We start from the raw sequence: 13,295 nt of genomic DNA on the forward strand, positions 1-13,295 counted from the left end.
TTAGGGTGCCGGGTTAGGAAACCGCTGGTGAATAGCTTCGATTTCTGCCAATACCTCTGCTGACAAATTGAGCTTTTGACTCGCAATGTTATCTTGCAACTGCGCCATCGTGGTTGCGCCAATAATGGTAGCGGCATTAAACGAACGACTATTCACATAGGCTAACGCCATTTGTGACGGATCCAAATCATTAGCTTTTGCCAACTCAACGTAGGCTTTCGTTGCTTGAATTGCTTGGGGATTTGTATATCGCGCGTAATGCGGCCACAGAGTAAGCCTTGCTTGCGCAGGTTGGTTCGCATTTAGATACTTGCCACTCAACACACCAAATCCAAGTGGCGAATACGAGAGTAAACTGATTTGCTCGCGATAACTGATTTCTGCACCACCAATTTCATAGCTACGATTTAACAGACTGTAGGGGTTTTGTACCGACACAATTTCTGGCAGACCGAGCTGTCGTGCCACCAGTGTAAACTGCATGATTCCCCATGGGGTCTCATTGGACAGGCCAATATAGCGAATTTTACCGGCGTCAATGTGTTTTTTCAGTGCTTGTAATGTTTCCACAACGGGCGTCATGGTTGATTCATCAACGGGTGCTTGAAAGCCCAATTTGCCAAAATAGTTCGTTTGGCGTTCAGGCCAATGCAACTGGTACAAATCCAGAAAATCCGTTTGCAGGCGAGACAGGCTGTCATGTAATGCCGCGTCAATATGACTCGCGTCGAATCGACTGTTTCCGCCACGAATATGGGGAATCCAGTCTGGTCCTGGTCCGGCAATTTTGCTGGCAAGCACAATATCCTCGCGACGACCACGCTGTTGCAACCAGTGGCCAACAATACGCTCAGTTTCACCGTAGGTCTCTGCCTTTGGTGGAATGGCATATAACTCTGCGGTATCAATAAAGTTGACGCCTTCACTGAGCGCATAGTCAAGCTGTGCGCAGCCTTCTGACAGCGTATTTTGCTGACCAAAAGTCATTGTGCCAAGGCAAATCTGGCTGACGATCAGATCACTGTGACCAAGTTGATTACGTTGCATGAAAACTCCATTAACACCCGGCAGCATGTGCACACGCGTCATGATGCACGATAAAAGTATTCAGGGTAACAAAATTCACCGAGTTCAGATCACAGCCAAATATTAAATAACCGGGCGTAATCAGTTTTGAAATGTATTACAGCGATCCGGATCGCCAGACTCAAAGCCGATGGTGAACCAACCTACTCGCTGTTGTGAGGACCCATGGGTAAAAGAGTCAGGACTGACATACCCCCTTGACTGCTTTTGCAGCGTATCATCACCAATGGCACTGGCCGCTCTCAACCCCTCTTCAATATCACCCGCTTCCAGTAATTGTCGCTCTTTATCGGCATGATGTGCCCAAACGCCAGCAAAACAATCCGCCTGCAACTCTTGCTTAACAGATAATTTATTGCCTTCCACCTCACTCAGTCGGCTGCGCTGTGAATGCACTTTTTGAGAAATGCCTAACAGCGTCTGCACATGGTGACCCACTTCATGGGCAATCACATATGCCTGTGCAAAATCACCAGGCGCTTTAAATTGATTCTTTAGTTGATCATAAAAACTCAAATCAATATAAACCTGCTGATCCGCCGGACAATAAAAAGGCCCCATCGCCGACTGACCTAGACCGCAAGCGGATTGAACCGCATTACGAAATAACACCAGTTTCGGCTGCTGATAGGTTAAATCACGTGCTTTAAATAAAGCGGTCCAGGTATCTTCCGTATCTGCCAGAACAACCGAAACAAAATCAACCTGCTCTTTTTCAGCAGCCGTTTCCTGATATGGTTCAGACTGGACTGACGTCGGGCCAGCAGACATGCCAATTACTGATAATAAGGTTTGTAAATTACCGGTAAATGCCGCAAAGCCCACCACCCCGACAATCAATATCAAAGTGCCTTTAAAGCCCAATAGCTTAAATACCGCGGGTAACAGGCGAATCAGACCCGAGCCACCAGCACCAGACAGGCCAGACATCCGTTGACCACGCCGGTTATCAATATTGCTGCTTCTGCGATTACCACGCCATCTCATAACGGCATCATACCTAATCAAAGAAGTAGCAATATAGCATAATGAAAAGGTTAAACTGGTTAAGGAAAAATGGTAAATAGAAATTGGTCGGGACAGAAGGATTTGAACCTTCGACCCCTTGCACCCCATGCAAGTGCGCTACCAGGCTGCGCCATGCCCCGACGAATGTGTTAACTGTGTGCTGTCCGGAACCGGACGAGATTAACGACGGCAAGTATATTAGCAAACCCCGACCTGGTTGAACAGGTCGGGGAAGTGCAATAATCGCGTTTTATTTATTAGCGTTCATTTCTGACAGTTGCTGCCAGGTGCTAACAACGGTATCCGGGTTCAGCGAGATACTGCTGATACCACGCTCCAGCAGCCATTCCGCCAGATCGGGATGATCAGATGGACCTTGACCACAGATACCAACGTATTTACCGGCATCACGGCAGGCTTTGATCGCCATATCCAGCATTTTCAGAACCGCAGGGTTACGCTCATCAAATGATTCGGCTACCAAGGCTGAGTCACGATCCAGACCCAATGTCAGCTGAGTCATGTCGTTTGAGCCGATAGAGAAACCATCGAAGTATTCGAGGAAATCTTCGGCCAGAACTGCGTTTGAAGGCAGTTCACACATCATGATCAGACGCAGACCGTTCTTGCCACGTTCCAAACCGTTCTCTTTCAGAATCTTGACGACAGAATCCGCTTCTTTAGTGGTACGAACGAACGGGATCATCAGTTCCACGTTAGTCAGACCCATTTCGTCACGGACGCGTTTCATCGCTTCGGCTTCCAGTTTGAAGCACTCGGCAAAGTCGTCAGAGCTGTAACGTGATGCGCCACGGAAACCAATCATCGGGTTTTCTTCATGTGGTTCAAACAGCGGGCCACCAATCAGGTTAGCGTATTCGTTTGATTTGAAGTCCGACATACGAACAATAACGGTTTCTGGGTAGAAAGCAGCAGCGATAGTCGCGACACCTTCTGCAATACGGCTGATGTAGAACTCAACTGGATCACCGTAAGCGGTAGTACGTTCAACAATCGCTTGTTTGACGTCACCTTCCATTTGGTCCGCATTCATCAACGCTTTCGGGTGGATACCGATCATGTTGTTGATGATGAATTCCAAACGGGCCAGACCCACACCTTTGTTCGGCAGTTGGGCAAAGCTGAATGCACGGTCAGGGTTTCCAACATTCATCATGATTTTGACTGGCAGTTCAGGCATGTTGTCGAGTTCTTCGACTTTATGTTCGAACTCAAGCAGCCCCTCGTAAATATTACCTTCGTCACCTTGTGCACAAGAGACGGTCACGTTGCTGCCTTCGACAACTTTCTCAGTCGCATCACCACAACCAACCACAGCCGGAATACCCAGTTCACGCGCGATGATCGCCGCGTGGCAGGTACGACCGCCACGGTTGGTGATGATCGCAGAGGCACGTTTCATGATCGGTTCCCAATCCGGGTCGGTCATGTCTGTCAGCAGCACATCGCCAGCTTCGAACTTGTCCATTTGCTCCAGGCTGTTCAGCAAACGCACTTTACCCTGGCCAATCTTGCTACCAATCGCACGACCAACGGCCAGCAGGTTGCCTTCTTGTTTCAGCGCGTAAGATTCACGGACATTTTTCTTGGTGCGACTTTGAACGGTTTCAGGGCGTGCCTGAACGATGTAAATGCGGCCATCGTTGCCGTCTTTGGCCCACTCAACGTCCATCGGACGCTGATAGTGTTTTTCAATAGTGACGACCATTTCTGCCAAAGCTTCAACTTCTTTGTCACTCAGACAGAAGTGCAGACGGTCATTACCTTCAACATCGATGGTTTTAACCGGTGATTCAGCCTCACCTGAGTACACCATCTTGATCGCTTTCTGGCCAACGGTACGGCGCAGAACAGCAGGACGGCCTTCAGCCAGCGTTTGTTTGTGAACGTAAAATTCATCAGGGTTAACCGCACCCTGTACCACCATTTCACCCAGACCGTAACTGCCTGTTACAAAGACGACGTCACGGAAACCGCTTTCGGTATCGAGTGAAAACGCCACACCGGCACTGGCGATATCAGAACGTACCATCTTCTGTACACCGGCAGACAGAGCCACTTCAGAGTGGTCAAAGCCTTGGTGATCGCGGTAGGCAATCGCGCGGTCATTAAACAATGACGCGAATACTTCACGAATTTGCTTTTTGATATTGTCGAGGCCAGACACATTGAGGAAAGTTTCTTGCTGACCCGCAAATGACGCATCAGGTAAATCTTCTGCGGTGGCTGATGAACGCACAGCGTAGGTGGTCTCTGAGCCATATTCTTTTTCCAGACCGATATAGGCTTCGTCGATGGCTTTTTCCATCGCTTCCGGATACGGAATGGTCATGATCCAGTCACGAATTTCGCGACCGGTTTTTTGCAAAGCAATAACATCATCGACATCCAACTCACGTAACCGCGCGTTAATTTTATCCTGCAAACCATCGTGGGCAAGGAATTCTCTGTAAGCGTCCGCTGTGGTGGCAAAACCACTTGGAACAGCAACGCCAAGCGGCGCCAAGTTTTGCAGCATTTCACCAAGAGAAGCATTTTTGCCCCCTACCCGGTTAACATCTTCCATGCATAACTTATCCAGGGAAATTACATATTCGGTCATGACGACTACCTTGATTTTTTAGATTTATTAAATGTGATCGTGGATTCGCGGATCCGTTCACGAGCGAGACCGAGGGCTCGCACTACCCGACTGGAAATTTCTTCGATTGAAGTATTGGTCGTATCAAATACCGGGATCGACACCTTTTCAAACATCGACATTGCCTTGGCAAGTTCTGCCTGACAAATTTCCAGAGAAGAATAATTACTATCCGGCCTACGCTGACGACGAATTCGACTGAGCGGTACCGGTTTAATAGTTAAGCCTGCTAATTTTTGCTGATGGATCAGCAGATAATCGGGTAACTCTTCCGCTTCCAAATCCTCTACGGTGAGTGGGTAATTTGCCACTTTAAGTGAGAAATTCATCGCTAAATAGAGGCTGGTTGGCGTTTTGCCACAGCGGGAAACCCCAACTAAAATAACATCTGCTTCTTCGTACTGATCAGGGCGAATACCATCATCGTGCGTCAAGGCATAATCAATCGCATCCAATCGACGTTGATAGGTAGTATCGCTTATCGAAATTCGCGAAACACCCTGTTTTTGTGAGGACGGCATGCCCAAGAAGTTTTCCATTGAGCCAATAAAGCTATGGAAAAGACTGATAACGTAACCATCAGATTCTTCTAAAATGAATTGGGCTTCATCATTAACAAGCGTGCTGAATACAAAGGGTTGGTATTCCGACTGGGCACTTAATGCATTTATCTGCTCTCGGGCATCTTCCGCTTTTTCGCGTGTGTCAACAAAGGCCAAAGTGATAGTTTCAAACTCAATGTCAGGAAACTGCGCCAAAAGACATTTGCCATAAGACTCGGCAGTCAGGCCCGTGCGGTCAGAGACGAAAAAGACCTGTCTTACTGAGTTAGGTGTTGATTCTACTAAATCGCTCATTGGTCTATGATGTGCTTAAACAACGTTTGGAATCAACAAAATTTTCACAGGCGCTCAGCGTGTTGTTGACACAAGATAATGAACTTTTAAAAACAGCTCATTGGCTTAGGCCAACTTGATGACAAATTTATGAACATCATCTATTGATACACGCATGACTGTTTTTTCAAAATCGCGCATCAACCAAGTCAAAACATAAAAAAAGCAGCCCATCAAAATGAACTGCTTCAGGGAAAATCTTGTTGAGTTGTGACGCTGGCGTTAGGCCAGCAACGTTTTTAATGACTCCAGTTCATCCAGCATTTCTGCAATTAATTGTTTTTTACTTTTTCCTGTCGTCACAACCTCAGTTTTCGTATCACTTTCTAATTGCTGCCGTGCACCGCCAATTGTAAAGCCTTGCTCATAAAGCAGACCACGGATTTCTCGAATTAACACCACATCGTGACGTTGATAGTAACGACGATTACCACGACGCTTGACCGGTTTCAATTGTGAAAATTCTTGCTCCCAATACCGCAATACATGTGGTTTCACGGCGCACAATTCACTCACTTCACCGATGGTAAAGTAGCGTTTCCCGGGAATTGCCGGTAACTCGTTGTTATTACTTGCTTCCAGCATAATTATCCACCCTCGCTTTGAGTTTTTGACCAGGACGGAAAGTCACAACCCGACGCGCGGTAATTGGGATCTCTTCACCTGTTTTTGGATTACGACCAGGACGCTCATTTTTGTCTCGCAGTTCAAAATTACCAAAGCCGGATAATTTCACCTGATCACCGTCCTCTAAAGCACGGCGAATTTCCTCAAAAAACATTTCGACCAACTCTTTGGCTTCACGCTTGTTAAACCCAAGTTCTTCGTAAAGCTGTTCGGTCATATCGGCTTTAGTCAGTGCCATTACTACCTCTATTATCGTTATTATGATGGATGGATATCAGGCTCTAATTACAGCACCAGTCGCCGACTGTAATTGTTTTGCAACCTTATCCATCACGGCCTCAACTTCCGCGTCTGTTAACGTTCTGTCAACGTGCTGCAGACGAAAAGCAATGGCAATGCTCTTCTTACTCTGCTCGATACCTTCTCCGGTATAGACGTCAAATAGTTGAAATGATTTAAGAATATCAGAGTCCACACTGCTCAGGCAACGATCAATTTCGCCTGCCGTTACGTTCGTATCCACTAAGACAGCTAAATCTCTTCGAATTGCCGGATAACGGGATATCGATTCAAAATCAGGAACTTGCGCCTGCAACGTCTGTGGCAAGTTAAGTTCGAATACGTAGACTTTATCGTCAATATCTAACGCTTCATTAAGTTGCGGATGTAACGCCCCCAACCAACCGATTTGTTGACCATTTTTTACTATCTCAGCACACTGGCCTGGGTGTAATGCCGCATGTTGACCGCCATGAAATTCAATTTGGCCACCAGCAGCTGCAAGCAATGCCTCGACGTCAGCTTTGACATCATAAAAGTCAATTGAGCGACTTTTGCCTGCCCACTGCTCCGCATATTGCGGCCCATAGGCAAGTCCGCCAATCGTTAACGTTTGGGTCATGTTGGTCAAGTCACCTTTAAAAACTCGGCCGACTTCAAACAAACGTACCCGATCTTGTTGGCGATTTAAATTATATTGCAGCGCTTGAACTAGCCCAGGCCATAACGATTGACGCATGACAGATAAGTCTGCCGAAATCGGATTGGCTAGTGCGACTGGCGGAGTATTATTGTGTTGAAAAAGTCGGTGTAGTTCAGGGTCCACAAAGCTATACGTTATTGCTTCAAAATAGCCACGATTAACGAGTGTCTGCTGTAACCGTTCTACACTCACTTTTTGCTCTGAAATATTGCTTCTCAGCACATGGATTTGTGGACGCGACAGCGGTAACTTGTCGTAACCATATAACCGCCCCAACTCTTCAATAAGATCAACCTCAATGGTTAAATCAAAGCGAAAACTGGGCACATCCACCTGCCAGCCTTGTGAAATCTGCTGCACAGACAAACCTAATCGCTGCAGCTTTTCGGTAACATCAGCTTGGGCTAACTCAATCCCTAAAACCCGTTTGATTCGCTCGGCACGCAGAATAATACTGGCTGGTTTTGGGAGATCTTTTTCACTTGATATGTGTGTAATCGCACCGGCTTGTCCACCCGCTATGTCAATAATCAAGGCGGTGGCTCGCTCCATTGCTTGCTCTGCCAAAACAGGATCAACACCACGCTCAAAACGATGTGACGAATCGGTATGCAACCCAAACTGACGTGCCTGACCCGCCAGCGCCGACGGACTAAAAAATGCTGATTCCAGAAAAATTTCTGTTGTCTCAGACGTCACACTACTCTCTTCACCGCCCATAATACCAGCCAGTGCCAATACCTTAGACGTATCAGCGATAACGAGCGTGTTGTCATTCAATGAGACCGTTTGACCATCTAATAACTTTAACGATTCACTATTTTTGGCCATCCGGACCTGAATACCACCATTCAGTTTGGCCGTATCAAACGCATGCATCGGTTGACCTAATTCCAACATGACAAAATTTGTCACATCCACAACCGGACCTAGACTTCGTAACCCACTCCGTCTCAGCTTTTCTTGTAGCCATAGCGGTGATTCCGCCGCGGCATTAATTTCTGTAATGACGCGACCTAAATAACGTGGACAAGCCGATGATGCCTGAACATCGATGCTAATCCCGCGATCACTTGATACCGATACAGAGCTATAGTCTGGCGGCGTCAAATTCGTCTTAGTGATAACGCCAACTTCTCGGGCAATGCCTGCTACACCAAGACAATCACTCCGATTTGGCGTCAAGTCCACCTCAATCGTGACATCATCTAAGTCGAGATATTCGCGGATATCCCTACCAATAGGCGCATCTTGCGGTAGCGCCATCAATCCGTCTGAGGATTCCGCCAAACCAAGTTCTTTTGCAGAACACAGCATGCCAAAAGATGGCTCACCACGAAGCTTGGCTTGTTTGATTTTGAAATCACCGGGCAAGACAGCACCAATTACCGCAACAGGGACTTTTAAGCCTGTTTTGACATTAGACGCCCCACAGACAATATCCAGCAATGTCTCGGTCGCCACATTGACTTGGCATAAGCGCAATTTATCCGCATTAGGATGTGGATTAACAGAGACCACTTCGCCAATTAAAACACCCTGAAAATCCGCTGCAACAGGGGTTACCGCATCGACCTCAAGCCCTGCATTCGTCAATCCAGCAACCAGTGCTTCAGTCGAGCAATCGGGATTCACCCACTGCCGTAACCATTTTTCACTTAATTTCATACTGCAGTGGCCCTTCTATTTAAACTGCCGCAAAAAACGCAGATCATTCTCAAAGAATAATCTTAGGTCATTGACGCCATAGCGCAACATCGCCAATCTTTCCACGCCCATGCCAAAAGCTAATCCTAAGTACTTTTCGCTATCAATGTTGACGTGCTCGAAAACCTTTGGATGGACCATGCCGCAACCCAGCACTTCCAGCCAGCCGGTATGACTACATACCCGACAACCGTTTCCGGAGCACATTACACACTCAATATCCGCCTCAGCCGAGGGCTCCGTAAAGGGAAAGTATGAGGGACGAAACCGAACATTGAGAGAAGTTTCAAAAAAGGATTGCAGGAAGTCCGCCAAAATACCTTTTAGATCAGTAAAGCTGACATTTTCATCAACCATTAACCCTTCTACCTGGTGGAACATGGGCGTGTGTGTTAAGTCAGAGTCACAACGATAAACACGTCCCGGCGCAATAATTCGCAAAGGCGGGGCCGTATCCTCCATCACACGAATCTGCACAGGTGAGGTATGTGTCCGTAATAATTTATCTGCATCAAAATAAAACGTATCGTGCATGGCACGAGCCGGATGACTTTCTGGAATATTCAGCGCGGTGAAGTTGTGGTCACCATCTTCAATTTCAGGTCCTTCAGCGATCTGAAAGCCAATCTGGCTAAAATAGTTTTCAATACGTTGCAGTGTTCGTGTTACCGGGTGTAAGCCACCGGTTTCACTGTATCGTCCTGGCAAACTAACATCAATTTTTTCAGCGGCGAGCGCGGCTTGCATCGCTGCCTGTTGCAAAGCCTGCAGGCGCTCATCAAGCTGTCCGCTAACAGCTTGTTTTGCCAAATTGACTTCTTTACCAATCACAGGTCTTTGTTCGGGCCCAACATCACCCAGTGCTTTTAAGTAAGCCGTGATTTGGCCTTTTTTACCCAGATAATCGACACGAATTGCATCAAGCGCCCGCAAATCATCACAATTTGCGATGGCTTTTTGCGCTTGTTCGACAATGGCTTGTAATGCTTCTAACTGTGATGCCAACTCAGCCATGCTTCCCCCATTTGAGGATCATTCACAAACAAAAAGGGCCGTTTTCACGGCCCTTTTCAGCTTACTTTACGTCTGATTTACCTACGCTAACGCGATTAAATCAAATCGTTATTTTGCTAGTGCCGCTTTAGCCTGGTCTGCAATAGCGGCAAAGGCTGCGCTGTCATGAACAGCAATATCTGCCAGCACTTTACGATCAATTTCTATGGCAGCTTTTTTCAAGCCATCAATTAAACGACTGTAGGACAGACCACATTCGCGAGCCGCGGCATTAATACGGGCAATCCACAGTGTGCGGAAAACGCGTTTTTTCTGACGGCGATCACGGTAGGCATACTGACCTGCTTTAGTGACGGCTTGAACGGCAACCCGATAAACGTTTTTACGACGGCCGTAATAACCTTTGGCTTGGGCAATGACTTTTTTATGGCGAGCACGTGCTCTGACGCCGCGTTTGACTCTAGACATATTTCAACTCCCCGGTTACAGATTCGGCAACATTTTGCGGACTGACAAGTGATCTGCTTTGCAAATCGTCAGATTTGAACGCAAATGACGTTTCCGCTTAGTGCTTTTCTTGGTGAGGATATGGCTGGTAAACGCTTGTGCACGTTTAAACTTACCACTTCCGGTGCGCTTAAAACGCTTGGCCGCACCGCTATGATTTTTCAATTTGGGCATTTCGAACTCCGCATTGTTTAAGTTGTTGTTTATTTTTTACTCGGCGCCAAAACCATAATCATTTGTCGGCCTTCTTTCTTGGGACGTTGCTCGACGGTTGACAGGTCTTGCAGATCTTCCGCTACTCTTTCAAGCAGCTTTAAACCCAAATCCTGATGCGCCATCTCACGCCCGCGAAACCGCAGACTGACTTTAGTTTTGTTACCATCTTCGAGGAAACGGGTCAGGTTGCGTAGTTTTACCTGATAGTCTCCCTCTTCCGTCCCTGGTCGGAATTTTATTTCCTTAACCTGTATCTGTTTTTGCTTTTTCTTTGCGATAGCCTTTTGTTTATTGGCCTCAAACAGATACTTGCCGTAATCCATAATACGACACACTGGTGGCGTTGCCTGAGGGGCAATTTCCACCAAATCCAAGTCGGCTTCATCAGCAAGCTCCAGCGCTCGCGCAACCGGCATGATGCCAAGCTGTTCACCGTCTTTATCCGTTACTCGTACTTCTCTGGCTGTAATTTCTGAGTTCAGCCGTTTTTGATCTGTAGCGATGTTTTTAATCCTCTGAAATAATTCGGCCGCGGCGCGCCACGTCTTGCTTGAGCACCTCAATGAATCTATCAAGCGTCATTGAACCTAAATCTTCGCCCTTGCGAGTCCGTACTGCCACGGCATTATCTTGTGCTTCACGCTCACCAATAACAATCAAATAAGGAACGCGCTGCAACGTGTGTTCGCGTATTTTAAAGCCAATTTTTTCATTTCTCAAGTCGTGCTCAGCTCTAAACCCCTGATTTTGAAGTTCTTGAACGATTTTTTTCGCATATTCAGACTGTTTATCGGTTATCCCCATCACCATAACCTGTTGCGGAGCAAGCCAGACTGGAAACGCACCGGCATACTCTTCAATCAAAATACCGATAAATCGTTCCAGTGATCCGAGGATGGCGCGATGCAACATAACAGGGACTTGTTTGCTGCCATCATCGGCAACATAATCCGCATCCAAGCGACCCGGCATAGAGAAATCGACTTGAATTGTGCCACATTGCCACACACGACCAATGCAATCTTTCAGAGAGAATTCGATTTTTGGCCCGTAAAATGCTCCCTCGCCCGGCTGTAATTGCCAATCAAGTTGTTGGGCATTTAATGCCTGCTCTAGTGCTTGCTCTGCTTTGTCCCAAACCGCATCACTACCCACCCGGTTTTGTGGCCGAGTGGATAACTTAATGATGACTTCGTTAAAGCCAAAGTCTGCATAGACTTCAAACAAAAGATTGATGAAGGCAGAAACTTCAGATTGAATTTGTTCCTCAGTACAAAAGATGTGTGCGTCATCTTGTGTAAAATTACGGAGCCGCATCAAACCATGCAAAGTACCTGATGGCTCATTACGGTGACAGGAACCAAATTCTGCCATGCGCAGTGGCAGATCCCGATAGCTTTTCAGACCTTGATTATAAATCTGGATATGGCATGGGCAGTTCATCGGTTTGACGGCATAATCACGATGTTCAGAATGCGTCGTGAAAATCATGTCGCCAAACTTGTCCCAGTGTCCGGACTTTTCCCATAAACTGCGATCAACAACTTGCGGTGTTTTTACTTCCTGATAATCATTTTCGCGCATGACCTGCCGGATATGATTTTCGACCTGCCGAAAAATACGCCAGCCATTGTCATGCCAGAACACCATACCCGCCGCTTCATCCTGCATATGAAACAGGTCGAGGCTTTTGGCCAGTTTGCGATGATCACGTTTTTGCGCTTCTTCAAGACGCTGGCGATAAGCTTTCAGCGCTTTTTTGTCAGCCCAAGCCGTACCGTAGACGCGCTGCAACATCTCATTATTGGCATCACCTCGCCAATACGCACCAGCTAACTTGGTTAAATCAAAGGCTTTACAAAATGACATGTTTGGCACATGCGGGCCACGACACATATCAATGTATTCTTCGTGATAGTAGAGACCCACCTCTTTCACGCCATCATCCAGATCATCGATGATGCGCATTTTGTAGATCTCGCCACGCTGCTCGAAAATGGCACGTGCTTCAGCTTTCGGCGTCATTCTTTTGATGACGTCGTAACTGGTTTTAGCCAGTTCTTCCATCCGCGTCTGAATGGTGGTCAGATCTTCCGGTGTAAACCGGTAATCATTTTCAATATCGTAATAGAAGCCGTCTTCAATAACAGGACCGATAACCATCTTGGTTTCCGGAAACAATTGCTTAACCGCATGACCAAACAAATGGGCAGTTGAATGACGAATAATATCAACGCCTTCCGCATCTTTTGGTGTGATGATAGACAATGTCGCGTCTTGATCAATAACCGTGCAAGCATCAACCAGATCACCATTGATTTTACCGGCAACCGTGGCGCGGGCTAAGCCTTCACCGATTGATTTGGCGACTTCATAAACGGTTATCGGATTGTCGAACTGGCGCTGACTGCCATCAGGAAGGGTGACTGTAATCATGATGATTCCATGGTTGTGGCCTATACGAGGGGCCCTAAAAACCAAAAAAGCACCTGTCTGCGCGGTGCTTGAGAAACTGGTAGGCACGAGTGGATTCGAACCACCGACCCCCACCATGTCAAGGTGGTGCTCTAACCAACTGAGCTACGTGCCT

12 protein-coding genes and 2 tRNA genes are annotated in these 13,295 nt (G+C 47.0%); all 14 read right to left on the reverse strand.

What is annotated here, in order from left to right; translation table 11 throughout:
* A complete protein-coding gene (locus Q7C_RS01675; protein ID WP_014702975.1) occupies positions 1-1,047 on the reverse strand; it encodes an NADP(H)-dependent aldo-keto reductase in 1,047 nt (348 codons plus the stop codon).
* A 120-nt stretch (positions 1,048-1,167) separates the two neighbouring features.
* Complete coding sequence (gene ypfJ / locus Q7C_RS01680; protein WP_014702976.1) at positions 1,168-2,073, reverse strand: KPN_02809 family neutral zinc metallopeptidase; 906 nt, start codon at positions 2,071-2,073, stop codon at positions 1,168-1,170.
* A gap of 84 nt (positions 2,074-2,157) precedes the next feature.
* A tRNA-Pro gene (locus tag Q7C_RS01685) sits at positions 2,158-2,234 on the reverse strand.
* Positions 2,235-2,344: 110 nt separating this feature from the next.
* Positions 2,345-4,717 (reverse strand): phosphoenolpyruvate synthase, encoded by a 2,373-nt coding sequence (ppsA, locus tag Q7C_RS01690; RefSeq protein WP_041366372.1) that lies wholly within the window; start codon positions 4,715-4,717, stop codon positions 2,345-2,347.
* Positions 4,718-4,722: 5 nt separating this feature from the next.
* The gene (locus Q7C_RS01695) at positions 4,723-5,613 is read right to left on the reverse strand and encodes a pyruvate, water dikinase regulatory protein (protein ID WP_041366374.1); all 891 of its coding nucleotides are present in this window, start codon (positions 5,611-5,613) and stop codon (positions 4,723-4,725) included.
* A gap of 261 nt (positions 5,614-5,874) precedes the next feature.
* The gene (locus tag Q7C_RS01700) at positions 5,875-6,237 is read right to left on the reverse strand and encodes a MerR family transcriptional regulator (protein WP_014702979.1); all 363 of its coding nucleotides are present in this window, start codon (positions 6,235-6,237) and stop codon (positions 5,875-5,877) included.
* The gene (ihfA, locus tag Q7C_RS01705; protein WP_014702980.1) at positions 6,221-6,517 is read right to left on the reverse strand and encodes an integration host factor subunit alpha; all 297 of its coding nucleotides are present in this window, start codon (positions 6,515-6,517) and stop codon (positions 6,221-6,223) included. The genes Q7C_RS01700 and ihfA overlap by 17 nt, the downstream gene beginning before the upstream one ends.
* A gap of 36 nt (positions 6,518-6,553) precedes the next feature.
* Entirely contained in the window at positions 6,554-8,929 is a 2,376-nt protein-coding gene (pheT, locus tag Q7C_RS01710; RefSeq protein WP_014702981.1) for a phenylalanine--tRNA ligase subunit beta, read from the reverse strand.
* Positions 8,930-8,944: 15 nt separating this feature from the next.
* Positions 8,945-9,982, reverse strand: coding sequence for a phenylalanine--tRNA ligase subunit alpha (pheS, locus tag Q7C_RS01715; RefSeq protein WP_014702982.1), 1,038 nt, complete (start codon positions 9,980-9,982; stop codon positions 8,945-8,947).
* A 108-nt stretch (positions 9,983-10,090) separates the two neighbouring features.
* Positions 10,091-10,450, reverse strand: coding sequence for a 50S ribosomal protein L20 (gene rplT / locus Q7C_RS01720; protein ID WP_014702983.1), 360 nt, complete (start codon positions 10,448-10,450; stop codon positions 10,091-10,093).
* A gap of 15 nt (positions 10,451-10,465) precedes the next feature.
* Entirely contained in the window at positions 10,466-10,663 is a 198-nt protein-coding gene (rpmI, locus tag Q7C_RS01725; protein WP_014702984.1) for a 50S ribosomal protein L35, read from the reverse strand.
* Between the two features lie 29 nt (positions 10,664-10,692).
* Complete coding sequence (gene infC / locus Q7C_RS01730; protein WP_083839476.1) at positions 10,693-11,217, reverse strand: translation initiation factor IF-3; 525 nt, start codon at positions 11,215-11,217, stop codon at positions 10,693-10,695.
* Positions 11,213-13,141, reverse strand: coding sequence for a threonine--tRNA ligase (gene thrS / locus Q7C_RS01735; protein WP_014702986.1), 1,929 nt, complete (start codon positions 13,139-13,141; stop codon positions 11,213-11,215). The genes infC and thrS overlap by 5 nt, the downstream gene beginning before the upstream one ends.
* A 77-nt stretch (positions 13,142-13,218) precedes the next feature.
* Positions 13,219-13,295, reverse strand: a tRNA-Val gene (locus Q7C_RS01740).

Source organism: Methylophaga frappieri (assembly GCF_000260965.1).
In the GTDB taxonomy this organism is placed as follows: domain Bacteria; phylum Pseudomonadota; class Gammaproteobacteria; order Nitrosococcales; family Methylophagaceae; genus Methylophaga; species Methylophaga frappieri.

Bases quoted from the DNA above. Each gene is read 5' to 3' on its own strand.
- Q7C_RS01675 (WP_014702975.1), bottom strand. From the start codon at position 1,047: ATGCAACGTAATCAACTTGGTCACAGTGATCTGATCGTCAGCCAGATT.
- ypfJ (WP_014702976.1), bottom strand. From the start codon at position 2,073: ATGAGATGGCGTGGTAATCGCAGAAGCAGCAATATTGATAACCGGCGT.
- ppsA (WP_041366372.1), bottom strand. From the start codon at position 4,717: ATGACCGAATATGTAATTTCCCTGGATAAGTTATGCATGGAAGATGTT.
- Q7C_RS01695 (WP_041366374.1), bottom strand. From the start codon at position 5,613: ATGAGCGATTTAGTAGAATCAACACCTAACTCAGTAAGACAGGTCTTT.
- Q7C_RS01700 (WP_014702979.1), bottom strand. From the start codon at position 6,237: ATGCTGGAAGCAAGTAATAACAACGAGTTACCGGCAATTCCCGGGAAA.
- ihfA (WP_014702980.1), bottom strand. From the start codon at position 6,517: ATGGCACTGACTAAAGCCGATATGACCGAACAGCTTTACGAAGAACTT.
- pheT (WP_014702981.1), bottom strand. From the start codon at position 8,929: ATGAAATTAAGTGAAAAATGGTTACGGCAGTGGGTGAATCCCGATTGC.
- pheS (WP_014702982.1), bottom strand. From the start codon at position 9,982: ATGGCTGAGTTGGCATCACAGTTAGAAGCATTACAAGCCATTGTCGAA.
- rplT (WP_014702983.1), bottom strand. From the start codon at position 10,450: ATGTCTAGAGTCAAACGCGGCGTCAGAGCACGTGCTCGCCATAAAAAA.
- rpmI (WP_014702984.1), bottom strand. From the start codon at position 10,663: ATGCCCAAATTGAAAAATCATAGCGGTGCGGCCAAGCGTTTTAAGCGC.
- thrS (WP_014702986.1), bottom strand. From the start codon at position 13,141: ATGATTACAGTCACCCTTCCTGATGGCAGTCAGCGCCAGTTCGACAAT.